A 24,207-nucleotide genomic window follows, 5' to 3' on the forward strand; every position below is an offset into this window, starting at 1 on the left:
GACGCTGCACAACTCGATGAGGCATCGCGGCAGACGGTGATGCCGGCCCATCCGGCAGGCAACGAGGTACTGCTCACGGTGATGCCCGCGGTCCGGCGGCCGGGCGAGCCCACGGCCCCGGCGACGACGCGGGCCGGTCTCGACACGACCGCGGTGCTGCCGTACCCCAGTTCCCGCGCCTCAAAGCGGACGCGCTGGCTGCGGGCATGGATGCTGACGGTTCCGGTCGACGTCGCGGCGCTACTCACGCCGCTGCTGCTGACCCAGCACTACTGGCGCGGGACCCTGGCCAACGCCACCCTCGCGGTGGCCGTCTTCGCCACCGGCGGGCTCTACCGGGCCCGTCGTCACCTCAGCATCCTCGACGAGCTGCCGAGCCTCGGCGGGCGGCTGCTGGCCTGCGGCGCGGTGGTGGCCATCATCGCTGCCTACCGCCATGACTCGGTGCCGTACGTCAGCGGGTTCATGCACGGCGTCGCGCTCTCCGCGGTGCTGGTGATCATCGGCCGGGGGTGCACCCGGAGGCTCATCGTCTTCGCGCGTAGTCGGCGCTGGCTGGAGCACAACGCCATCGTCGTCGGCGGCGGCCCGATCGGCGCCGAGCTGGCCCGGCTGCTCCGCCGCTACCCCCAGTACGGGCTGCGGTTCGTCGGCTGCGTCGACGTGGCGTCCCGGCAGGAGCCCGGCGGGCTGCCGCTGATCGGCACCCTCGACGACCTGGAGCAGCTCGTCCGGCTGCTGGACTGCGACGTCCTGGTCATCGCCGACCCGGACTGTCCAGAGTCAACGCTGATGGAGTTCCTGCTCCGCCCGGTTAGCTCGCGCTGCGACCTCTGGGCGGTTCCCCGCCTCTGGGGCTCCCGGTCGCATGGCGGCTACCCCGACCACGTCGGGGCCATCCCGATCGTCCAGATCGGGGACACCACGCTGACCGGACCGCGCTGGGCCATCAAGCGCGCCTCCGACGTGGTCCTCGCCGCGCTGGCCTTGATAGTGCTGAGCCCGCTGCTGCTGCTCTGCGTGATCGCGACGTTCCTCGACGGCGGCCGGGGCGTCTTCTTCCGCCAGGAGCGGATCGGCCGGTACGGCACGCCGTTCAAGGTGATCAAGTTCCGGTCGATGCGGCCGGTGGACGAGCACGAGTCGCAGACCAACTGGTCCATCGCGCACGACCGGCGGGTCGGGCCGATCGGCCGGTTCATGCGTCGTACGTCGCTGGACGAGCTGCCCCAACTCTGGAACATCCTGCGCGGGGAGATGAGCGTGGTTGGGCCGCGGCCGGAGCGGCCGTACTTCGTGGAGAAGTTCTCCGCCGAGTACCCGAACTACGCGATGCGTCACCGGGTGCCGGTCGGTCTGACCGGGCTCGCGCAGGTCAGTGGCCTGCGGGGTGACACTCCCATCTCCGACCGGGCGCGGTTCGACAACTACTACGTCGAGAACTGGTCGCTCTGGCTGGACATCAAGGTGGTGCTGCGTACGGTCGCGGAGGTGTTCCGCGGTGGCGGCCGTTGACCGGACCAGGCGTGGGACGAGCGAGGACGGTAGGTCGGCGGCTGGCCGGGTTCGACTAACCGCTGACCGTTCTCGTCCTCGCCAGCACGTCGTCGATCGCCGCTGACCAGTGCGCGGCGAAGCGGTCGAGGTTGTTCTCCGCCCGTACGTACGCGGTGGCGTCGGCGACCGCCGCCTGCCGGGAGGGAAGCAGGGTCAGGGCCCGGGTGAACTCGTCCAGGTCACCAGCCGGCGCGGTCAGATCGAGGTAGCCCGGCATCTGGTCGACGAGCGTGCGGACGTAGCCCACCCGGGTCGTGACGACCGCTGTCCCGGTGGACATCGCCTCCAGGATGGCCAGCGAACACGCCTCGTAGTCGCTGGGCGCGAGCACGCAGTCCGCTGCCTGGATCCAGGTCCTCAACTCCGTCGGCGAGAGAACACCGAGACTGGTCGCTCCGGCGACGGAGCCCGAGCCGGCGGTCAACAACCGGTAGCCGGCGCGTGACGCCGCAGCCGCCGCGATGTCCGGTCGTTTGCGCGCCTCCGCACGGCCGATGAAGAGGGCCAGCCGTTCGTCCGCGGAGACCTGCAACTGTTTGCGGGCGACGTCTCGGTCGCCGATCGCGAAAGTCCCGGTGTCGATCCCGTTCGGTATCACCCGATGGACCCGGAGCCGGTACCAGTGCTCCACCTCCGCAGCCGTGGGCGCCGAGACCGCCACCCGGTAGGCGTGGGCACCCGCCCAGATCTCCTTCGCCGCACCCTTGAGCAGGAACTGCGTCTTCCAGGGCAGGGAGTACGCGTTGGTACGTGACCCCAACCGGACGTGGTCCACCCAGCATCCGTGGTAGACGTGGATCCGCGGCGAGGTGGTGCGGCGGCTGACCATGCCGTTCGTGATCGCCAGATCATGGGGGACCTTGTCGAGGTCGGCGACGCCGACCACACTGGACACACCGCCGAGCCGTCCGATCACCTCGCCGAGCGTGTGACAGAAGCGCTCAACCCCGCCCGAGTTGTTGGCCGGGTTCGGGCTGACGATGGCGACCCTCATCGCCGCGCCCACCGGGTGAGGCGCCGTCCGGCGGCGCGTACGAGCGGTTGCAATCGCCGAGCAGCCAGCGACGCCTGCTCGTGCAGTGGTCGGCGGATGAGGCCTCGCTCGCGCAACCAGACACCGTGTTTGCGCAGGAAGTGCCAGTTGTTGCGGAGCACCGAGTACTCGTACCGGAGCTTCGACTGCCGATCGATCCCGCCGCCCTGCCGGGTCCGGATGTACGTGTAACCGCGATCCGTCACGAAGGTCCGGTGGCCCGCCCGCGCAGCCGACACGTACAGGTCCGTTTCCTCACGGTAGTAGTTGCCGGTGTAGGACTCGTCGTAGGTGACCACGTCGAAGACTGAACGTCGGAACAGTGCGTTGGCGGGCATCCAGACACATGGCGCCCAGGCCGTCTGCGGGAAGAGCCCGGGCCGGTCCAGCTCCGGGCCGCCCGGCGTTCTGGGTGCCCGCGCGATCAGATCTTCGACGGTCTCCGCGTCGCCCAGGTTGAACCAGGGCACACCGACGATGTCCGCGCCTGCCTCGCGGGCGACCCCGAGAAGCTCGGCGATGAGATCATCGCTGGGAACGTCGTCGTCGTCGATGACGAGCACCCACTCCGAGGTCGTGGCACGAATCCCCGCGTTCTTGGCTTTCGGGGGGCCGACGCTGCGCTCGTTGACGATGAGGTGGAGCCGGGAGTCCCGATCAGCGAGGCTCCGCAGCTGGGCGGCGGTGTCGTCCGAGCTCCCATCGACAACGAAGATCACCTCCCGCACGGCCGGTTGCGCCAGCGCCCATTTCGCCCTCGCACAGGCCAGTCGGCTTCTGTTTCGAGTGGGAACGACCACGGAGACGATGGCCGCACCCGAGCGATCCGCCTCGCGCTCACGCAGCGGCGTGCCAGTCACCGTGACCTCCACATCAGGCTCTGCCGGACTTTGTGCTGGCCCCCACCGATCCGGCGACGATGCCGACCGCGATGCCCATCACCAGCGGCCACCGGCTCGTCTCGGACAGGAACGGCGCGGTCATCAGACACAGCGGTGCGATCAGGCAGAACGCGGCGGCGGCTCGGACGATGCCGTCGCTGTCTGGCGCTCGCAGGGCCCTCAGCGCCGCCAGGCCGGCGACGACGAGGAAGAGGATGACGAGCAGTGGTGCCGCCGGGCCGTACCGCAGCCAGTCCTGCAGCAGCTCGTTGTGCACGTAGACGCGCGTGGCCTCGTGGGCGGCGAAGCCGTCAATCTGGGGCGCGAGGGGGCCCACCCCGGTCCAGAAATTCGCCCGTACGTGCTCCCACCCGAGCCGAAGATCGCTGAGGTGCCCGCCCGTGGACGCCGTCTGGTGGACGCTGCTCTCCTGGTTCGGCGGCGGTGCAGGTCGGGTGGCGGCCGGCACGGCGGCCGGCCCGGCCGATCCCCCGCTGGCGCCCGGCGGGCTGGTCGCCTTCACCGTGCCACTCGGACTCGGTGCCCCCGTGTTGCTCGGTGCACCGCTCTTGCTCGGCGTGCCGCTCTTGCTCGGCGTGCCGCTCTTGCTCGGCGTGCCCTGTGCGTTCGGGGTCCGACTCGCGCTGGGGGCACTGCTCGGGCTCGATGCCTGGCTCGCGGCCGGCGCGCCGTTAGCACTCGGCACACTGCTCGCACTCGGCACACTGCTCGGGCTCGGCGCCCGACTCGTGGTTGGCGCGTTGGTCGGGCTCGGTCCACTGCTCGCGACCTCGAAGCTGCCCGCGCTGCGCAGGCCGAGATCCGCCGCGAAACCCGGCGCGGCGAACACGACCGCCGCCACCACGAGGACCGCGAACGCGACCTGTCGGACCATCCGCTTCCACCGTGGCCAGGTGAGCACGAAGACGACGACGAGGGCGGCCAGCGCCGCGAGCCACACGCTGCGCCGGAAGCTGATCAGGACCAGGAGCGGCGCGGCGACGAGCACGCCCATGTGCCGCCAGTCCCAGCGCCACCCGCCATCCCCGAGCATCCCGATGAACACCGCCGCCGCGATCGCGGCGAACGCCGAGTCGTAGTAGACGAAGTAGTCGCTGAGCCGGTCGTCGGCGATCTCGCCGAGCGGGATGGCGATGGCTGCCGCGACGAGCAGGCCGGCCAGCGCCACCGCGACCGCCGTCCGGAGCGACCTCTGGTCGTCCCGGAGCCGGCGCAGGCTCAGGCCGACGACGAGGCCGAGGACCAGCAGGATGAAGGGGCGGGCGTTCTGGTTGACGGCGGAGAAGACCGACTGCCCGTGCAGCAGGCCGCTGCCGCTGGCCAGGACGACGAGTGCGGCAGCCAACCCGAGCAGCGTGCCGCCGAACGAACGGAGGCGGAGGCGCTGCGGTGGCCACCAGCGGGCGGCGGCAGCGAACGCGGCCGTCAACGCGAGCGCCAGCAGGATCGGAATCTTCCCGGTGCCGAAGTACAGCTGGTGGCCCAGCGTGGTCAACACGCCGAAACGCCCGTTCGGCTTGATCTCCTGGGCGAGCGCGGCCACGAGCACGGTGCCGGTCACCGGAAGACGGAGCACGAGCAGCGGCAACGCGATCGCGAAGACGACGCCGACCGGGGACGGCAGGGTCCAGACGATGTACGCGGCGCTGAACGCCGCGAGCGCCCAGGACGCCCAGCCGAGCGGCCGCCGTCCGATGGCGGCGAACGGAGAAATGATGCCGTACGCCCAGCCCGGGAGGCACCTCAGAGCTGACCCGCGGCCCGCCTCACTGCGGCCGTCAGGGCCGCCGAGAGGCTGTTGGGGGGGATTGATGGCCGCGTCGTCCGTGCTCGAATCAGTCAAAGTCCCTCTGGAACCCATCGCTGCCTTTGCCCCGAGATCGGATCCCGGTCGGCCTTCGCTGACACAGAACCCTGCTGACCACAACGCCGAACCGGTTGCCGTGACAGTCGCGGGACGACCACTGCCGAAGCAGCCCTGTGACCAGGGCGGCCGTGCAATGTGGTAGGACGAACATCACGGCAGCGGCCGTCGCGGCACACAGTAGCAGGAAAGGTGAACGCGAGCGTCGACGCGAACAGGTCATCCGGACGGGGTGGACCGGGAGCGGGCCGGACGGGCCCACCGGAAGCTCACTACGATGTTCGTGGTTTCGGTCGGATGGCTCGAATGGTGGCAACTGTGCGCGCTCGCGGTCGATGGTCGCCACCTCGTACCGTCATCGGGGATCGACCTCCGCGGATCGCCAGCCGCCGCACTCTCCTCGCCGCCGCCTGCGGCGTGGTCGTCGCCGGGGACCTGGTCCTCGCGGGCGACACCCCGCGCCCGGCACGCACTGTGCTGTTGCCACCCCAGTCCGGGCGCGACGACACCACCGCGCTCAACGCCGCTCTCCGCGCCGGGGCGGGCGGCCCGGTTCAGGGGCACCAGGGCGCGCACTACCAGGTCAGCGCACCGCTCGTGGTGCACAGCGGAACGACGCTGGTCATGTCGGGATGCACGGTGACCCTGACCGCGGGTAGCGCCTGCAACCTACTCACCAACAGCGCGGTCACCGGTGGCGGCCGGGACCGGGACATCGCCGTCGTCGGCGGCACCTGGGTGCGCGCGGAGGGGGTCGGTGGCATCGGTCCCGACCTGCACACCCTGCGCTGGCGACATGTGGACGGCCTGACGTTGAAGGGGCTGGCGGTGGAGACCGCGGGCGACAAGTACGCCATCTCCCTCGGCGACGTCACCGACACCACCGTCACCCGGATCACGTTCGCCGTCTACTCGGACGGAGTGCACATCCAAGGGCCGGCCGCGCGGACCAGAATCTCCGGGATCCGGGGGTCCACGGGCGACGACACCGTCGCCATCACCCCTCGCGACTGGCAGGCCTACGACGACGTCTCGGGCCCGGTGACCGACACCGTCATCGAGGACGTCAATGTGGCCTCCCTCGCGGCGCTGGTCAAGGTGCTCGGCGGGTCACCGGAGACCGCGGCGTTGCGCACCACGGTCCGGGGCGTTGCGGGCGTTGCCGGCAACAACGTCGTCTGGGTCGGGGACGACACCGCCGAGTGGCGCACCACCGGCGGCCGGGTCGACGACCTGGTGGTGGAGCAGGTGGCCGCAGCCACCCTGCCCGGCCGGGGCGGTGTGGTGCACATCAACGGCTCGGCCGTGGGGCACGTCCGGCTCCGCGGGCTGAAGGCCGACGGCCCCGACGTGGCACTGCCACTGGTGCGGTTCTCGCCGCTGGCTCCCGCGACCCTGGGTGCGCTCACGGTCGAGGATGTCGAGGTCGCACAGCTCGGAGCCCTGCCCCTGCTGGCCGTGGACGCGAAGGCGAGGATCCGACGGCTGCAGGTGGACCGGTTGACCGTTGGCGGCGCGTCGGCCGGCGCCAAGGTCATCCGGATCGCCGGCGCGGTGGACGAGCTGACCGTCCGGACGGCCAGCATGACGGCGAGCGGCGACAGTCACCTGCTCGAACTGTCCGAATGGGCGGAGAACGCCGCGGTGCGCCAGGCGGACCTGTCCGGGGTCCGGGTCATCGGCAACGGCGGCCTGGTCACCGCCAAGGCGGCCACCCACACCCTGCTGCGGCTGGCCCTCGGCGACGTGCAGACCGCCGGGACGCCCTGGCTGGTCGACCTCAACACCGACACCGAGCTGCTGCTGTCCAACGTGAGCATCGACCAGAGCATCGGCGGGGTCGCGAAGGTACGCAGGTCAGGCGCGGTGGTGGTCCGCGGCGACGGGCTGCGGTCGACCCCCGGTTCGCGGGGAGTGGCGATCGCCGCCGGCGGTTCGGTGGTCTCGTACGCGCCGGAACTGGCGGTCGACGTCAGCAAGCTCGTCCGGGTGGACGGCAGCCGGGCCACGAACACCAATCCGCGCCTACCGTGCGGGACTGGGCCGGTGATGTGCACCGGGCTGACCTGGCAGCATCTCCGGACCGGCGCCACCTACTGACCGGTGCGGCCTGGCGTACTCACAGGGCCTTGCGCGACAGCACGCGCTTGAGGTCCATTGGGGTGATCGCCCGCGAGGCCAGCACCGCCGCACCGAACATGCCGGCAGCCAGCGCCGCCTCGATCGGCCAGGGAAGCCGGACCAGCCACAACACGAGAATCGTGACGCCGCCGAGGACGAGGACGCTCGCCATCGCCCGCACCGGCAGTCGCGACGTCATCGCCCGCGCGGCCAGCAGGCAGGTCGTGACGCCGATGACGAACTCCGTCGCGGCCGCGACCGCCGCGGCGCCCGTGGCTCCCCAGCGGGCACAGGCCCAGAACTGTGCCGCGAGGTTCACCACCGCCACCGAGACGGTCAAGACGGCGATCGGCCGTACGACGCCCAGCGCGGAACAGATGGTCGTGCCGACATAGCCGAGGGTGACGCCGACGAAGGCCACGGCGAGCAGGATCAGGGGCGTGACCGCCGGGCCGAAGTCGTCCCCGTAGAGATAGGCGACGAGCGTGGGAGCGAGCGCGATCAGCATGACGGCCGTACCCGCGCCGATCACGACGCCGGTGCGCGTCGCCAGACTGAAGATCACATTCCGCCGGTGGGCGTCCATGGACAGACTGGTCGCGACGATCGGGAGCAGCGGGGCCACCAACATGGCCGGGCCGAGCTGAGCGACGTCGAGGAACTTGTAGGCGGCCGAGTAGTAGCCCACCTCGGCAGCGCCCTGGAGGTGAAACAGGATCACCGAGCCGAGGCGGTAGTAGGCCATGACCGCCAGCGAGCTGATCGCCAGCGGCCAGCTCAGCGCGAAGATCCGGCCGGCCTCCGCCCACGACGGCCGGCCGAGGGGCACCAGCCTCCGGTTGATCACCACGCCGACGCCGGTCTGCAGCGCGACGACGGCGACGAAGAACCAGGCGAGCAGCACGACGTCGCCGCCGGTGCGCGCGATGGTCACCACCGCGATCAGCCAGAGAACGCCCTGAATGAGGGCGAGGACGGACGACACCTCGGGACGGAAGCGGGCCGTCGCGCCGGCAGTCAGGATCGACGCTGCGGACAGTGGCGTCGCGACGGCGACGACGCCGACCACCGAGCTGGATTCGCCGAAGAGCCCGCGGGCGGCGGCGATGAGCAGGACGACGGTCGCGAGCAGCGCCACCGACGTCCGGATAACCAGGCCGGTGGTCAGGATTCGGCCGGCGGACGCCCGTTCCCGCGCGATCCGGGAACTTACCGTGATCGTGGTGCCCATGTCGGCGACCTGTGCCGCCGCCGTGCCGAGGGTGAGCGCGAGGGCAAAGACGCCGAACCCGTCCGGGTTCAGGTAGCGAGCGAGGACGGCATTGGTCGCCATGCCCACGACCATGCCCAGCAACCGGAGGCCGAGGGAGACGGCCGTGGCCATGCTGAGCCCGCGTGCCGACCGCGAGCGGTCGGCTGGTCCGGTCGCTGCGAGATCCGCCGGTACGGTGCCCGCACCGACGTCTCCCGGCTTGTTCGTCGTCTGTCCTGGCGAGGTCACCGGAGGCACTCCCCGAAGGTGCGTTCGTACGCGGCGAGCCAGTTCTCGCGGCCATGCTGCTGCTCGACGTAGGCGACGCCGCTGCCGCGCAGCTCCAGGATCGCCGCTGCCCGCTCGGCCGTCAGTTCCGACGGATCCCCGATCACGAGGCCACCGCAGCGGGAGACCAACTCCGTCCCGGGATCTCCATCGAACGCCACGACCGGCAGCCCGGCGGCGGCCGCCTCGAGTACGCAGGTCGGCGTGCCGTCGGTCTCCGCCCCGCAGTAGAGGTAGAAGTCGCTGGCCGCGAGGAGGGCGGGCACGTCCTCCCGGTGGCCCGTGAAGTGCACGTCGGGGTTGCCGGCGCTGAGCCGCTCCAGCCGCTCACGGTCGGGCCCGTCGCCGACGACGAGCAGCGCGCTGCCGCTGGCCAGTGCCGCCGCGACGGCCCGATGATGGCGCTTGGCGCCATGCAGCCGTGCGGCGAGGACGGCGACCCGGCGGTCGTGGAAGCGGCTCGGCAACAGCTGTCGGCGCAACGCTGCCCGCGTCTCGGCCGACGGGGCGGCGTAGCGCCCGGTGTCGATCGAATTGGGGATTACGACGAGCTTGTCCCGGCCGACCACGGGTTCGAGGTCAGCTGCCACGGCCGCACTGACACAGACCACCCGGGAGACGTGCTCGGCGGCGCGCGCGTACCCCGCGAGCAGCAGCCGGCCGGCCGCGCCGCCCATCCACCGCCCGTGCTCCGTCCAGACCACCGGCGCACGGCGGGACAGGGGCGCGGTCAGGGCGATCTGCTCCCGCTTGAACTGCAGGTAGTAGATCGAGGAGTCGGCGATGATCTGCGTCCGATGCCGCTCGAGGGGCACCCGCAGGAGCCCGGCGGCCATCGTCCTGCGCGACCATTTCGGCCCGAGCCCGATCTCACGACGGCTGAGGCCGCGCTCCTCCCATCCCGGGCACCGGCCGTACAGGAGGATGTCATGGCCGCGATCCCGCATTCCTCGGCCGAGCGCGACGGTGTGCGCCTCGGCACCGCCGGCGGTGTCCGAGACAGAGACCATCGTGACGGTCAACCTGGACAATACGGTCCTCTCCTCAGCGGCCGCGGGTCCGGCCGTTGGTGCGGCTCTGGTGGGTAGCGGTGTACTCGTGAAGGAAACGGTTGGCGGCGTCCGCCGTGCCGACCGGCTCCGCGCCGAGTTGGTGCGCGGCGACGATGGCGTCGCGTAGCGCCGCGACGCTGGTGTCCTGGGCGACGGCGGTGGCGAGCTCGCCCAGACCGCCGCACGGGGCCACCGCGGTCGGCACGCCCAGCCTGGCCGCCACCGCGAGGACGCCGGACTGACTGGCGACCTCGTACGGCGCGACGACGACATCGGCGGTCGCCACCAGGGCGGTGAACTCGTCGACGTCCAGATAGCGGTAGGCGGTCGTCACGGCCGCCCCGGTCTGTTCGATCAGCGCGTCCACCTGGCGGCCCGGTCCGAGATCGTCGCCGACCACCGCTCCCCGCCAGTCGGGCAGCTGCGCCATGGCCTGGACGAACAGCTCCGGGTTCTTGTCCGCCCGGACCTGGCCCGGCAGCAGGGCGAGCTTGCCGCCGTCCGGCTTCAGCTCGGTGCGCCAGCGATCGACCAGTGCCGGCTTCACGGGCGGAGTCCACTGGACCAGGGGGACTCGGACGACGTTGGCCACTCCCCGGGCGAGGAGGCTCTGCCGGTCGGCGTCCGAGTAGACGAGGACCCGGTCGGAATCGTGGAGCGCACTGCGCAGCGCCCGGTCGCCCCCGGGGGCGTTGGACCGGACGAAGGTGTTGTGTGGGCTGGTGACGACGGTCGCGTTACGGCGCCGGGCGACCGAGACGAGTTCCGGGGTGAGCGCGAACATGCCCTGGATGTGGACGATGTCCTCCGGGCCGATCACCCGGCGCAGGTGCGGCAGGGTGCGAAGGAGATAGCGCGCGGACGTCCGGGCCTGGCGGACGACCCGGTTGGGCGACGCCCGATGCCAGGTGATGCATCGACACAGGGCCACCGAGGCAGGCGCCTCATCGCAGTCGTCGGCGGTGTGGACGACCACCTCCACGCCGAGTTCCGTCAGACCGGCGGCCACCTCGACGGAGTGGTTGAAGACGCCACCCCGGCCACCAGACTCGATCAGGTGAACGCGCCGGATCACGATGCCGCCTTGCGGTCGGCGAGGGTCGAGATGGAGGTGACCAGCTCCCGAACCGCCTGCGGCCAGCCCAGCGCCTCGCACCGCTGCCATGCCGCCTGTTCCCGCGCGTGCCGGGCGGGCAGGTTCCGCAACCCGTCGGCCACCGCGTCGGCGAAGGACTGCGGCTCCTCGGCCACCCAGTAGGCGTCGGTGCCGCGCATGGCGCTCGGCATGCCCTGCGCCGCGAACGGGCTCATCACCACGGAACGCCCACGCGACATCGACTCGGTCAGCTTGAGCTGCGATCCACCGCCGGTGGTGGCGGGGGCGACGGTCAGCGCGGCGCCGGCGTAGACGTCCGCCACCTCATCGAGCGTGCCGAGCACGGTCACTCCGGGAGTGCCGGCGAACTCCTGGCGCAACGCCTCGCTCCGCCGGCCCGCCACCACCAGTGGAGCCGTAGGAAGCGCGGCGCGGACGAGGGGCCAGGTGTCTCGGACGAACGTACGCAGCGCCAGCACGTTCGGCTCGTAGTCGTACGAGGCCAGCGCAAGGACGTACCCGTCCGCCGGCGAGGGGGTGTAGGGCCAGATGTCCACCCCGTTCGGCGCCAGGACGACATCCCGGGCCCAGCCGCGCAGCACGTCCCTGTCCGGCTGGGAGAGCGCAACGCAGAGTGCGGCGCGGGCGGCCAGCCGAGGCTCCCAGAAGGCGGCCTTGGTCGCCTCGGCCCGGCGCGCCATCCGTTGCCACCCCTGGGCCGACGTCACCAGCGTCTGCAGACGGCGACTTTCGATGTTGGCGAATTCGACCACGTGCGGTGCCTGCCGTGCCGACGGAGGCGCCCACGCGGCCAGGTAGGAGTGGGACCAGTAGACCGCATCGGGCCGGAACTCGACGCAGAGCGCACCGACGGAGTCGGCGATGGGCACCAGGTAGTGCCCGCCCAGGTGGGGGCGCCCCGACGCCCGGGTCCGGAGTGCGGACGGCGGCGACCACGGCAGCGGGGCGGTCGCGACCGGGGCGTCCACCTGCCGCTCGCCGTGATCGGGAAACGTGACCAGCACGTCCAGGTGACTGCTCAGCGCCTCGGCCACCCGAGCGGTACGGATGCGACCACCGTGCTGCGCCGGCCAGGGCGGTTCGACGCTGACGACGAGGACCCGCTTCATCGCCCGCGGACCAGTTCGGTCTCCAGCAGATCGCGCAGCAACGCGCCACGGCCTGCCCAGCCGTGTTCCGCCGCCCTCGCCATCCGGTCGTTCACGACGGTGTCGGTGACCTGCTGGAGCAGATCCCGCAGGCGGGCAGGGAAGTCGTCGGCCTCGGCCGCCGTCACGTGGGAGTTGGTCCGCGCGAGCTCGGTGACCGCCGGCAACCGGGTGCTCAGCACCGCCAGCCCGGAGGAGAGATATTCGAAGCACTTCAGGGGACTGACCCCCCGGGTGTAATCGTTGATCTCGTACGGGATGAGCCCGACGGCGCAGGTTCCAGCCAGCTCGGCGAGCTGGGCGGGTGTGAGGACGCCGACGTGGCGGGCACCAAGCTCTTCAAGACGGCGCAGCTCCGCGTCGAAACTGCCCCCACCGGCGGCGAGCGGACCGGCCAGCAGCAGCTCACCGTGCCCGCGCAGGGCGGTGGCGATCGACTCGAGGAGTCGCATGTCGAGCTTGTGAACGGTGAGATTCCCGGAGAAGAGGGCGACGGGCCGGCGGTCGGTAGCCGGCCTGCTCGCCGCCGTGAAGACCGACACGTCCGCGACGTTCGGCAGGAGCTCGACCCGGGGGAAGCCGGCGGTGACCAGGTGCTCCTGGACCGCCTTGCTGGTGGCGATGGCGACGACGGTGCGCGACGACAACGACCTCTCCCCGCGAGCCACGGCGACGCCATCCACCCCGGGGAAGGTCGCCAGCAGGTCCACGCAGTGATAGATGACGACGTCTGCCGCCTCTTCCAGGCCGTACGTGACCGGCGTGAACGTCCAGAGCACGCGCGGACGTGAGCTGGTGAGCCAGGTGCCGGTGGCGCGCCGGAGCAGGGCACGGTTGAGCGGGCGGGTGGGCGTCCGGTGCACGGGCAGCACGAGCGGCGACACGATCTGCGCTCCCGACGGCCGGGGTCGGTGTGCCGGCGCTTCCCGGTCGCCCATCGCCTTCCGGACCCGCCCCGCCATCCGGACCACGTCGTTGCGGTTGAGCCTGGGCCGACGCAGCCCCAGTGACTCGACGAACGTCACCGTGGTGGTGCGCGCGAGCTCGCGCGCGACGTAGTGCTGGTTGGTCGCGATCGGGGAGTCCCACTCGGCGGTACCCAACATCAGCACGTTCGCGACGGGCGACGCCGTCCCCATGAATCAATCCCCCGCTCGGAGTGCACTGAGCCCGGCCAGAGTATGCGAGGCCCCGTTCCCGGCCAATACCGCTACTAGATCCGGGGACGGGAGTGGGCGGCTACCCCTGTTCGGTCAGCCACGCGGCTACGTTCGCCTGGAAGGCCTGCGGCGTGAACCGTCGGGCATTGGTCATCGCCGCCTGGGCGGACAGGTCCGACGCCCGGCGGATCGGGTCCACAAATTCGGCCGGGTCGGTGGCGTTGAGGAGAAAACCCGTCTCGCCCGTCGCCACGGTCTCCAGCAGCCCGCCGCGGGCCCACCCGACGACGGGGGTACCGCAGGCCTGCGCCTCCACCGGGATCATCCCGAAATCCTCGAGCGCCGGATATAGCAGCGCCACGGCGCCCCAGTACAGTTCGCGGAGCCGTTCCTTCGTTGGCCTGATCTCGAATTCGACCGGCACGTCGACGCGGGCGGCGAGTCGGCGCAGATTCTCCTCCTCAGGCCCTCCACCGGCGATGACCAGCGGCAGGCGAGCCGCCGCAGCGATCTCGATCATCAGGTCGAAGTTCTTGTACGGGATCCAGCGACCGACGCCCAGGAGGTAACGGCGGTCCTGGTCGCTCACCTCCGGCGGGGCCGCCGCGAAGTAGTCCACTTCCACCGGCGGGTTGATCACCCTGGCGTCGCGTCCCCAGAAACGGCGGATCCGTGCCTGCACCTCCCGCGAGTTCGCCGCGTAACTGTGGACATGCCGGCTCAGCCGTTTGTCTCCCGCCTGCAGCACGGCGCGCATCGGCGCGAGCATGGGGTTCGCTCCCCGCTGGTCGAGATCCGGGCTCCAGACGTAGCGGGCGGGTGAGTGCACGTAACTCAGGTGGCGGGTCTGGTCAGGATCCCCGATCCGCACCGTGTGCGCGAAGGCGTGACTCGATGAGATGACGACGTCGTATTTCTGGCGGGTCAGGGTCCGCCAGGTGAGCGGCATGAGCGGAAGCGCGAGAGCCTTGCTGCGCCGCAACGGCGTCTTCGCCATCCAGGACTCGTGGATCTCCCGATCCACCGTCGCGTCGTCGTCCTTCCAGAGAACGAAGCGCTCCGCGTGCGGCACGACCTCAGCCATGCTCAGGAAGACCTGCTCGGAACCGCCGGTGGCACCGAACCACTCGTGAACCAGCGCGACGGAGCGGTCGGCGAGGGGGCGGAGTGCGGCATCCGACGTGGACGAGACTAGGCTCACCGACGCTCCCCCAGGCAACACGTCCTGGATTTGGCGATGCGCATTCCGGGCCTCCGGGTCCTAGCAGGGGACATCGGGCGACGTGCGGCCCGCTGCCGACACCGTCCTCAGAAGACGACCACGTCGCGGACGTAGTTGGCAAAGCGGCGCAGCTGGTAGGCCTCCGGCACGGGCGAGGTCATCCGAATCACCAGCTGCCGATCGATCGCTCCGTCTTCTCCACTGCGGAAGTAGGCCACGACGACCAAGCCGTGCCGCTGCCTGCCGTCGACATCAAGGATGTGCTCGGCATAGCTCGCGTACTCGCCACTACGGATCCACTGCGCGCCCCACGCCTCCTCGACACCGCGCATGGCGTTCTGCCACTGTGCGGTGCACGGCTGTGGGCAGTTCCGCACGATCACCTCTCCACCGACCGCCTGGTTGCCTGTCGCGGCCGTACCACACTGGTATTTGACGAACCCTTCGGCACGACCGGCGAGCGTGCACTGCCAGTTCGTGGGCACCTTCACCGGGAAGCCCAGGCCGTCGAGGTTCAGCGTCCGTACGGTGTCGCGCTCCTTGAACTTCGGCCACTGGGTCGGCCACGCGCCGGGCTTCGGCGGCTCGACCCCGGGCGACTCGGGCGGCGTCGTCGGCAACAACGGTGGGGCACTGCTGGTGCTGGCCGTGATCTCCGGCTTGCCAGGGTCGTCGGAGCCTGCCCAGACCACCGCGCCACCAATGCCGGCGACCAGCACCAGGACGAGGGCGGCGATCCCGACCCACAGCCCGGCACGACGCCGGGGCGGCTCGGAGGGTGTGATCCGGCGGGCCGGCGCGGTCAACGGGTCCTGCGGTGGGACGCTGACCGGCTGCGGCAGCGGCGCGGGCGACACCTGCAGGGGTGCGGGCGACACCTGCTGCGGCACGGGCGAGATCTGTTGGGGTACCGCGGCGTGCATCGCCCACGGCAGGGGCGCGCCGGAGGTGGGGCTGGGCGGGCCGGAGGTCGGCACACCGGAGACCGGCTGCGGCGGCCCGGCGACCGTGCCGGTCTCGGGGACCAGGACCTCCGCCTCGGTCTCCGCCGGGTGCAGGTCCATCCCGAGGGTCTGGAAGAGGCGCTGCGCCCCCATCCCCTCCTCGGAGGGGTATGCGACCCAGGGCTTCGCGGCGGCGAAGTCGGCGTTGACGTAGCGCTGTTCGCCTGCGGTCAGCGCCATGGCGTTGGCCGCGTTGGCGAAGGCCTCCCGCCAGGGCTGATCCGCCGCCGCGGCGCCCTCGAGCACCGCCACCGTCACCAGCCGGTCCTGCCCGTCGATGGCCCACCACGCCGTGCCCACCTGGCAGACGCCGAGCGCCTCGGTGAACCTGTACGGACCGACCGGCTGCATGCGACAACTCCTCTGCTCATCCGCCGTGCGGATAGTACAGAGGCAGCGCTTGCGGCACCGTCCTACGGTCGCCGCCCCAAAGCACGCCTACCAGGCGTAACCGGGCGGCGTAGGCGCTCGGGCAGAGGTCGAGATCACGCCCGACCAGCCCCGGCCGCCCGGGGAACATCGCTCGGTCGCGTGCTTGCGTTGTGAAAGTTTTCATGCATAGAGTCCACCCATGAATGAAAGCGGTGCGGCCCCCACCGACCGCCTGCTCGACCTCCTCCACGGCGTGCGGCTGACCCCCACCCAGCGCCGCATCGCGCACTGCCTGGTGCAGCACGCGGGCGCGGCGGGCTACCTGTCGGCGGCGGAGGTCGCCGAGCTGGCCGGGGTCAGCCAGCCGTCGGTGACCCGGTTCGCGATGGCGCTCGGCCACGACGGCTACCCCGCGCTGCGGCGCCGGTTGCGGGAGCTGGGCGTCGGCGGCGGGGTCCGGCCAGCCGACGGCAACAACCCGCTCCAACGGGCGGTCCACGCCGAGATGGGCAACCTCGACCGGCTGGCCGGCGAGCTCGCCGACGCCGACCGGATCGCCGAGGTGGGGAAACTGCTCGCGGCGAGCCGGCCGCTGCCGGTGCTCGGGCTGCGCGCCGCCGCGCCGCTGGCCGCGTACTTCGCGTACTTCGCGGCGAAGGTGCATCCGGACGTCCGGGTGCTCGACGACGGCGGCAGCCTCCTCGCCGACCGGCTCGAACAGGCCGCCGCGGCCGGGGCGACCGCGCTGCTCGCCTTCGTGCTGCCCCGTTACCCCCGGGAGACCCTGGACTCGCTGCGCGAGGCCCGGGACGCCGGGCTGACCGTCGTGGCGATCACCGACTCCCCGGTGAGCCCGGCGATCGACCACGCCGAGGTGGTGCTCCCCGCCGCCGTCGGCACCGATCTGGTCTTCGACCTGCACACCGCCCCGATGACCCTCGCCATGGTGGTGCTGCAGGCAATCTGCGACGCCGCCCCGGCCGAGACCCAGGCCCGGCTCGAGGCGTTCGAGTCGTCCGCCGCCCGCCGCCAGTTGTTCCTCAGCTGAGAGGAGTACGAGATGCACCAGCCCGTCCGCGCCGCCCGCGGCACCGCACGCACCGCCCAGGGGTGGCCGCAGGAAGCCGCGCTGCGGATGCTGATGAACAACCTCGACCCGGAGGTGGCCGAACGCCCCGAGGACCTGGTGGTCTACGGCGGCACCGGCAAGGCCGCCCGCGACTGGCCGTCGTACCACGCGCTGGTGCGGACCCTCACCGAGCTGCGCGACGACGAGACGATGCTGGTGCAGTCCGGCCGCCCGGTCGGCGTCATGCGGACCCACGAGTGGGCGCCGCGGGTGCTGCTGGCCAACTCCAACCTGGTCGGCGACTGGGCCACCTGGCCGGAGTTCCGCCGCCTCGAACAGCTCGGCCTGACCATGTACGGCCAGATGACCGCCGGCTCCTGGATCTACATCGGCACCCAGGGCATCCTGCAGGGCACGTACGAGACGTTCGCCGCGGTCGCCGCGAAGCGGTTCGGCGGCTCGCTCGCCGGGACGCTGACGCTGACGGCCGGCTGCGGCGGGATGGGCGGGGCGCAGCCCCTCGCGGTCACCATGAACGGCGGGGCGTGCCTGATCGTGGACGTGGACCGCAGCCGGTTGGAGCGGCGGAGGCACGACCGCTACCTGGACGAGGTCGCCGACAACCTGGACGAAGCGGTCGAGCGGGTGCTCGCCGCGAAGCGGGAGCGGCGGGCGCTGAGCGTCGGGGTGGTCGGCAACGCGGCGGTCGTCTTCCCCGAGCTGCTGGTCCGGGGCGTCGAGATCGACATCGTCACCGACCAGACCAGTGCGCACGATCCGCTGTCGTACGTGCCGGTGGGCGTGGAGCTGGCCGACGCCCGGGACTACGCGGCGGCGAAGCCGGCGGAGTTCACCGACCGGGCGCGGGCGTCGATGGCCCGGCACGTGGCGGCGATGGTCGGCTTCCTCGACGCGGGCGCGGAGGTCTTCGACTACGGCAACTCGATCCGCGGCGAGGCGCAGCTCGGCGGGTACGAGCGGGCCTTCGACTTCCCCGGCTTCGTGCCGGCCTACATCCGGCCGCTGTTCTGCGAGGGCAAGGGCCCGTTCCGCTGGGCGGCGCTCTCCGGCGACCCGGCCGACATCGCGGCCACCGACCGGGCCATCCTCGACCTGTTCCCGGAGAACGAGTCCCTCGCGCGGTGGATGCGGATGGCCGGCGAGCGGGTCGCCTTCCAGGGCCTGCCGGCGCGGATCTGCTGGCTGGGCTACGGCGAGCGGGACAAGGCCGGGGTGCGGTTCAACGAGATGGTCGCCTCCGGTGAGCTGAGCGCGCCCGTGGTGATCGGCCGGGACCACCTGGACTGCGGCAGCGTGGCGAGCCCCTACCGGGAGACCGAGGCGATGGCCGACGGCTCCGACGCGATCGCCGACTGGCCGCTGCTCAACGCCCTGGTCAACACGGCCAGCGGCGCGTCCTGGGTGTCCATTCACCACGGCGGTGGGGTGGGCATCGGCCGGTCCATCCACGCCGGGCAGGTCTGCGTCGCCGACGGCAGCGCCCTGGCCGGGCAGAAGATCGAGCGGGTGCTGACCAACGACCCGGCCATGGGCGTGATCCGGCACGTCGACGCCGGCTACGACGCCGCCCGCGAGGTCGCCGAGCGGACCGGCGTGCGGGTGCCGATGGCAGAGGGTCCGGCGTGAGCGCGAGGAGTGCAGCGCAGCGGAGCCCCGCAGTCGCGAACAACAGGGGTACGGCGTGAGCGCGAGGAGTGCAGCGCAGCGGAGCCCCGCAGTCGCGAACAACAGGGGTGCGGCGTGACGGACCTGGCCGCCCGGTTCCGGAAGCTCTGGGACGAGATCGGCCCGGTCGGGCGGGACGCGGGCAGCGGCGGCTACCTGCGGTACGCGCTGACCGAGCCGGAGCTCACGCTGCGGACCTGGTTCCGGGAACAGGCCGAGCAGCGGGGCATGCCGGTGCACGAGGACGGGAACGGCAACCTGTTCGCCTGGTGGGGCGACCCGGCGGCCGGCGAGGCGGTGCTGACCGGCAGCCACTTCGACTCGGTGCCGCACGGCGGGGCGTACGACGGGCCACTCGGCGTGGTCAGCGCGTTCCTGGCCGTGGACGAGCTGCGGGCCGCCGGGGTGGCCCCGGTCCGGCCGGTGGCGGTGGCCGCGTTCGTGGAGGAGGAGGGGGCCCGGTTCGGCGTACCGTGCCTGGGGTCGCGGTTGCTCACCGGCGAGATCGCGGTGGACCGCGCGGCCGGGCTGTGCGACGCGGCCGGGGTGAGCTTCGCCGAGGCGCTGGGCGACCGGCCGGCGGGCGCCGACCCCGCGCTGCTCGGCCGCTTCGCGGCCTTTGTCGAGCTGCACGTCGAGCAGGGCCGCGCGCTGGTCGACCTCGACGCGCCGGTCGCGGTGGCCAGCGCGATCTGGCCGCACGGCCGCTGGCGCTTCGACTTCCACGGCGAGGGCAACCACGCCGGTACGACCCGGATGGCCGACCGCCGCGACCCGATGCTCACCTACGCGTTCACCGTGCTCGCGGCGAACAAGGAGGCCCGGCTGCGCGACGCGCATGCCACGGTGGGCCGGGTGGCGGTCGAGCCGAACGCCACCAACGCGATCCCGGCCCGGGTGACCGGCTGGCTGGACGCCCGGGCGGCCGAACCGGAGACGCTGCACGGCCTGGTCGAGGCGGTGCACGTCAAGGCCGCCGAGCGGGCGAAGCGGGACGGCACCGAGCTGACCTGCACGCAGGAGTCGGCCACCCCGCTGGTGTCCTTCGACGGCGGGCTGGCCGACCGGCTGGCAAGACTGCTGGATGCACCGGTGCTGCCCACCGGCGCGGGACACGACGCCGGGGTGCTCGCCGCGCACCTGCCCACCGCGATGCTGTTCGTACGGAATCCGACCGGGGTCTCGCACTCCCCCGCCGAGTCCGCCACCGACGCCGACTGTGCGGCCGGGGTGACCGCCCTGGCCCGGGTGCTGGAGGTACTGGCATGCCGCTGACCCGCTGGCTGGCCGAGTACGCGTGGCTGCCCGAGCACGCCGAACCCACCCCCGACGTGCTGATCGAGGCCGAGGGCGGCCGGATCACCGCCGTCACCCCGCTGGTCGGCCGCGGCGCGCCGACCGCCGGGATCGAGGTGCTGGTCGACGCGGTACGGCTGCCCGGGCTGACCCTGCCCGGCCTGGCCAACGCCCACTCGCACGCCTTCCACCGGGCGCTGCGCGGGCGCACCCACGGCGGACGGGGCGACTTCTGGAGCTGGCGGGACGTCATGTACTCCGTCGCCTCTCGGCTCGACCCCGACTCGTACCTGGCCCTGGCCCGGGCCGCGTACGCCGAGATGGCGCTCGCCGGGATCACCTGCGTGGGCGAGTTCCACTACCTGCACCACGGCCCGGACGGGAAGCCGTACGCCGACCCGAACGCGATGTCGGCGGCGCTGGTCGAGGCCGCCGGGCACGCCGGGATCCGGCTCACCCTGCTGGACACCGCGTACCTCACGGCGAGCGTGGACGGGGCGCCGCTGGCCGGGCCGCAGCGCCGGTTCGGCGACGGGGACGCGCTGCGCTGGGCGGAACGGGTCAGCGGGTTCACGCCGGCGGACGCGCACGCCCGGGTCGGTGCGGCGATCCACTCGGTCCGCGCGGTGCCGGCGGAGCAGCTCGCCACCGTGGCCGGTTGGGCGGACCGGCAGGGGCTACCGCTCCACGTGCACCTGTCCGAGCAGCCGGCCGAGAACGACGCCTGCCGGGCCGTGCACGGCTGCACCCCGACCCGGCTGCTCGCCGACCACGGGGTGCTCGGCCGGCACACCACCGCCGTGCACGCCACCCACCCGACCGGCGCCGACATCAGCCTGCTCGGGGAGAACCGGACCGGGATCTGCCTCTGCCCCACCACCGAGCGGGACCTCGCCGACGGGATCGGGCCGGCCCACCGGATGGCCGAGGCGGGCAGCCCGCTCAGCCTCGGCAGCGACAGCCACGCCGTGGTCGACCTCTTCGAGGAGGCCCGCGCGGTGGAGCTGGACGAGCGGCTGCGCACCCGCAAGCGGGGCCACTTCACCCCCGCCGAGCTGGTCACCGCCGCCACCGTCGGCGGGCACGCCGCGCTGGGCTGGGGAGACGCCGGGCGGCTGTCGGTCGGCGACCGGGCCGACCTGGTCACGGTACGGCTGGACAGCGCCCGCACCGCCGGAGTGCCGCCGGTCGGGGCGTTCTTCGCGGCCACCGCTGCCGACGTCACGCACGTGGTGGTCGACGGGCGGACGGTCGTCGAAGACGGCCGGCACCTGACCGTCGACGTCCCGACCGAGCTGCGGCACGCCATCGAGGAGGTGACCGGCCAGTGAGCAGCCTGTTGGTGGACAACATCGGGGAGCTGGTCACCAACACCCCCGGTGCGGGCGGGGGCGGGCCGCTGGGCCTCCGCCGGCACGTCGCCCTGCTGGTCGAGGACGGGCTCGTCGCCTGGATCGGGCCGACCCGGGACGCCCCGGCCGCCGACCGGCGGATCGACGCCGGCGGCGCGGCCGTGCTGCCCGGCTTCGTGGACAGCCACGCCCACCTGGTCTTCGCCGGGGACCGGGCCGTCGAGTTCGCTGCCCGGATGGCCGGCGAGCCGTACACCGGCGGCGGCATCCGCACCACCGTCGGCGCGACCCGCGCGGCCTCCGACGACGAGCTGCGCGCCACCGTACGGCGGCTGCGTGGCGAGGCGATGCGGCAGGGCACCACCACGGTCGAGATCAAGAGCGGGTACGGCCTCACCGTCGCCGACGAGGCCCGCTCGCTGCGGATCGCCGCCGAGTTCACCGAGGACACCACCTTCCTCGGCGCGCACGTCGTCCCCGCCGAGTACGCCGACCGCCCCGACGACTACGTGGGCATGGTCTGCGGGCCGATGCTGGCCGCCGCCGCCCCGTACGCCCGCTGGATCGACGTGTTCTGCGAGCGGGGCGCCTTCGACGTGGACCACGCCCGGGCGATCCTCGCCTGCGGACAGGCGGTCGGGCTGGGCGTGCGGCTGCACGCCAACCAGCTCGGCCCCGGCCCCGGCGTGCAGCTCGGAGTGGAGCTGGGCGCGGCCAGCGTGGACCACTGCACCCACCTGACCGACGCCGACGTCGACGCGCTGGCGTCGACCGCCGCGGAGGACGGGGGGACGACCACCGTCGCCACCCTGCTGCCCGGGGCGGAGTTCTCCACCCGGTCGCCGTACCCGGACGCCCGCCGGCTGCTCGATGCGGGCGTGACGGTGGCCCTGGCCACCGACTGCAACCCCGGCTCGTCGTACACCTCGTCGATGCCGTTCTGCATCGCCCTCGCCGTACGCGAGATGCGGATGACCCCGGCGGAGGCCGTGTGGGCCGCGACCGCCGGCGGGGCGGCGGCGCTGCGCCGCGCCGACGTGGGACGGCTCGCGCGGGGCGCGCGGGCCGACCTGATGATCCTCGACGCCCCGTCCCACCTGCACCTGGCCTACCGGCCGGGGGTTCCCTTGATCCGCCAGGTTCTGCGCAACGGAGTGCCGCAATGTCGACCGTGACCATTCTGCCCACCGGGGTCTCCCCCGCCGACGTGCTCGCCGTGGCCCGCGGCACCGCCAAGGTCGTCCTCGATCCCGCCACGGTGGAGGCGATGGCGACCAGCCGGTCCATCGTGGACGGCATCGAGGCCGCCGGCCGACCCGTGTACGGCGTCTCCACCGGCTTCGGGGCGCTCGCCAACACCTTCGTCGCGCCGGAGCGGCGGGCCGAACTCCAGCACGCGCTGATCCGCTCGCACGCGGCCGGCGTCGGCGCGCCCATGCCCCGCGAGGTCGTACGGGCGATGATGCTGCTGCGGGTACGCTCGCTCGCCCTCGGCCGCTCCGGGGTCCGCCCGCTGGTCGCCGAGGCCCTGGTGGACCTGCTCAACCACGAGGTCACCCCGTGGGTGCCCGAGCACGGCTCGCTGGGCGCCTCCGGGGACCTGGCCCCGCTGGCGCACTGCGCGCTGGTGCTGCTCGGCGAGGGCTGGGTGCTCGGCCCGGCCGGCGAGCGGATCCCCGGCGACGAGGCGCTGCGCCGGGTCGGCCTGGAACCGATCGAGCTGGCCGCCAAGGAGGGGCTGGCGCTGATCAACGGCACCGACGGCATGCTCGGCATGCTGCTGCTGGCGATCCACGACGCCCGGCACCTGTTCGCCATGGCCGACGTCACCGCCGCGCTGGCGATCGAGGCGATGCTCGGCTCGGAGCGGCCGTTCCTGCCCGAGCTGCACGCCATCCGGCCGCATCCCGGCCAGGCGGCGTCCGCGGCGAACATCCACCGGCTGCTGCAGAACTCGGCGGTGATGGACTCGCACCGCGACGACCTGGCGCACGCGGTGCAGGACGCGTACTCGATGCGCTGCGCGCCGCAGGTGGCCGGGGCGGCCCGGGACACCCTCGACTTCGTCGAGGTGGTGGCCGGGCGGGAGCTGCTGTCCGTGGTGGACAACCCGGTGGTGCTGCCGGACGGGCGGGTCGAGTCGACCGGCAACTTCCACGGTGCGCCGCTCGGCTTCGCCGCCGACTACCTGGCCATCGCCGCCGCCGAGGTGGGGGCCATCGCGGAGCGGCGGGTGGACCGGCTGCTCGACGTCACCCGCTCCCGGGACCTGCCGGCGTTCCTCTCCCCCGACGCCGGGGTCAACTCCGGGCTGATGATCGCCCAGTACACCGCGGCCGGGATCGTCGCGGAGAACCGCCGGCTCGCCGCGCCCGCGTCGGTGGACTCGCTGCCCACCAGCGGCATGCAGGAGGACCACGTCTCGATGGGCTGGGCGGCCGCCAAGAAGCTGCGGACCGTGTTGGACAACCTGACCAGCCTGCTCGCGGTGGAGCTGCTGGCCGCCGTACGCGGGCTCCAGCTCCGCGCCCCGCTGACCCCGTCCCCGGCCGGCCGGGCCGCGCTGGCCGCGCTCGGTGACGTGGTGGGCGAGCCGGGGCCGGACGTGTTCCTCGCCCCGCTGATGGAGGCCGCGCGGGAGGCGCTCGGCGGACCCGAGCTGCGCGCGGCGATCGAGCGGGAGGTCGGCCCGCTCGGCTGACCGGATTCCGT

18 protein-coding genes are annotated in these 24,207 nt (G+C 72.5%); 8 read left to right on the forward strand and 10 right to left on the reverse strand.

Features of this window, described 5'->3' with window-relative positions; genetic code table 11:
* Positions 1 to 81: 81 nt before the first annotated feature.
* On the forward strand, positions 82 to 1,515 hold the full coding sequence (locus ACFYOS_RS16920) for a sugar transferase (RefSeq protein WP_387142029.1): 1,434 nt from the start codon (positions 82 to 84) through the stop codon (positions 1,513 to 1,515).
* A 55-nt stretch (positions 1,516 to 1,570) separates the two neighbouring features.
* Here ACFYOS_RS16920 and ACFYOS_RS16925 read toward each other — a convergent pair whose 3' ends face one another.
* Genes ACFYOS_RS16925 through ACFYOS_RS16935 form a run of 3 tightly spaced genes read right to left on the reverse strand, consistent with a single transcriptional unit; the run spans position 1,571 to position 5,335 of the window.
* Complete coding sequence (locus ACFYOS_RS16925) at positions 1,571 to 2,551, reverse strand: glycosyltransferase family 4 protein (RefSeq protein WP_387141724.1); 981 nt, start codon at positions 2,549 to 2,551, stop codon at positions 1,571 to 1,573.
* Entirely contained in the window at positions 2,548 to 3,462 is a 915-nt protein-coding gene (locus tag ACFYOS_RS16930) for a glycosyltransferase family 2 protein (RefSeq protein ID WP_387141727.1), read from the reverse strand. The genes ACFYOS_RS16925 and ACFYOS_RS16930 overlap by 4 nt, the downstream gene beginning before the upstream one ends.
* A gap of 1 nt (position 3,463) precedes the next feature.
* Positions 3,464 to 5,335 (reverse strand): hypothetical protein, encoded by a 1,872-nt coding sequence (locus ACFYOS_RS16935; RefSeq protein ID WP_387141730.1) that lies wholly within the window; start codon positions 5,333 to 5,335, stop codon positions 3,464 to 3,466.
* A 339-nt stretch (positions 5,336 to 5,674) separates the two neighbouring features.
* Here ACFYOS_RS16935 and ACFYOS_RS16940 point away from each other — a divergent pair, with 339 nt between their 5' ends.
* Positions 5,675 to 7,456: a hypothetical protein gene (locus ACFYOS_RS16940; protein ID WP_387141733.1), complete on the forward strand. Its 1,782-nt coding sequence runs from the start codon at positions 5,675 to 5,677 to the stop codon at positions 7,454 to 7,456.
* Between the two features lie 19 nt (positions 7,457 to 7,475).
* Here ACFYOS_RS16940 and ACFYOS_RS16945 read toward each other — a convergent pair whose 3' ends face one another.
* From ACFYOS_RS16945 to ACFYOS_RS16975, 7 genes are all read right to left on the reverse strand, one after another.
* Positions 7,476 to 8,861, reverse strand: coding sequence for an oligosaccharide flippase family protein (locus ACFYOS_RS16945; RefSeq protein ID WP_387141736.1), 1,386 nt, complete (start codon positions 8,859 to 8,861; stop codon positions 7,476 to 7,478).
* A gap of 113 nt (positions 8,862 to 8,974) precedes the next feature.
* Positions 8,975 to 10,027 (reverse strand): glycosyltransferase family 4 protein, encoded by a 1,053-nt coding sequence (locus ACFYOS_RS16950; protein WP_387141739.1) that lies wholly within the window; start codon positions 10,025 to 10,027, stop codon positions 8,975 to 8,977.
* A gap of 34 nt (positions 10,028 to 10,061) precedes the next feature.
* Complete coding sequence (locus ACFYOS_RS16955; RefSeq protein ID WP_387141742.1) at positions 10,062 to 11,144, reverse strand: glycosyltransferase family 4 protein; 1,083 nt, start codon at positions 11,142 to 11,144, stop codon at positions 10,062 to 10,064.
* Positions 11,141 to 12,295, reverse strand: coding sequence for a glycosyltransferase (locus ACFYOS_RS16960; RefSeq protein ID WP_387141745.1), 1,155 nt, complete (start codon positions 12,293 to 12,295; stop codon positions 11,141 to 11,143). The genes ACFYOS_RS16955 and ACFYOS_RS16960 overlap by 4 nt, the downstream gene beginning before the upstream one ends.
* On the reverse strand, positions 12,292 to 13,473 hold the full coding sequence (locus tag ACFYOS_RS16965) for a glycosyltransferase (protein ID WP_387141748.1): 1,182 nt from the start codon (positions 13,471 to 13,473) through the stop codon (positions 12,292 to 12,294). Before ACFYOS_RS16965 ends, ACFYOS_RS16960 begins: the two co-directional genes overlap by 4 nt.
* 100 nt (positions 13,474 to 13,573) lie before the next feature.
* Positions 13,574 to 14,695: a glycosyltransferase gene (locus ACFYOS_RS16970; protein WP_387141750.1), complete on the reverse strand. Its 1,122-nt coding sequence runs from the start codon at positions 14,693 to 14,695 to the stop codon at positions 13,574 to 13,576.
* A gap of 107 nt (positions 14,696 to 14,802) precedes the next feature.
* On the reverse strand, positions 14,803 to 16,071 hold the full coding sequence (locus ACFYOS_RS16975) for a hypothetical protein (RefSeq protein ID WP_387141752.1): 1,269 nt from the start codon (positions 16,069 to 16,071) through the stop codon (positions 14,803 to 14,805).
* Between the two features lie 220 nt (positions 16,072 to 16,291).
* Here ACFYOS_RS16975 and ACFYOS_RS16980 point away from each other — a divergent pair, with 220 nt between their 5' ends.
* The 6 genes from ACFYOS_RS16980 to hutH all read left to right on the forward strand — a co-directional run bounded on the left by ACFYOS_RS16980 (position 16,292) and on the right by hutH (position 24,196).
* On the forward strand, positions 16,292 to 17,140 hold the full coding sequence (locus tag ACFYOS_RS16980; RefSeq protein ID WP_387141755.1) for a MurR/RpiR family transcriptional regulator: 849 nt from the start codon (positions 16,292 to 16,294) through the stop codon (positions 17,138 to 17,140).
* Positions 17,141 to 17,152: 12 nt separating this feature from the next.
* Positions 17,153 to 18,808 (forward strand): urocanate hydratase, encoded by a 1,656-nt coding sequence (gene hutU / locus ACFYOS_RS16985; RefSeq protein WP_387141758.1) that lies wholly within the window; start codon positions 17,153 to 17,155, stop codon positions 18,806 to 18,808.
* Between the two features lie 114 nt (positions 18,809 to 18,922).
* The gene (locus tag ACFYOS_RS16990; RefSeq protein WP_387141761.1) at positions 18,923 to 20,122 is read left to right on the forward strand and encodes an allantoate amidohydrolase; all 1,200 of its coding nucleotides are present in this window, start codon (positions 18,923 to 18,925) and stop codon (positions 20,120 to 20,122) included.
* Positions 20,119 to 21,474 carry a formimidoylglutamate deiminase gene (locus ACFYOS_RS16995; protein WP_387142032.1) on the forward strand — a complete coding sequence of 452 codons (1,356 nt, stop codon included), beginning with the start codon at positions 20,119 to 20,121 and terminating at the stop codon, positions 21,472 to 21,474. The genes ACFYOS_RS16990 and ACFYOS_RS16995 overlap by 4 nt, the downstream gene beginning before the upstream one ends.
* Complete coding sequence (gene hutI, locus ACFYOS_RS17000; RefSeq protein ID WP_387141764.1) at positions 21,471 to 22,670, forward strand: imidazolonepropionase; 1,200 nt, start codon at positions 21,471 to 21,473, stop codon at positions 22,668 to 22,670. Before ACFYOS_RS16995 ends, hutI begins: the two co-directional genes overlap by 4 nt.
* Complete coding sequence (gene hutH, locus ACFYOS_RS17005) at positions 22,658 to 24,196, forward strand: histidine ammonia-lyase (RefSeq protein ID WP_387141767.1); 1,539 nt, start codon at positions 22,658 to 22,660, stop codon at positions 24,194 to 24,196. The genes hutI and hutH overlap by 13 nt, the downstream gene beginning before the upstream one ends.
* Positions 24,197 to 24,207 lie beyond the last annotated feature (11 nt).

The organism is Micromonospora sp. NPDC005806 (assembly GCF_042871425.1).
Classification (GTDB): Bacteria; Actinomycetota; Actinomycetes; order Mycobacteriales; family Micromonosporaceae; genus Micromonospora.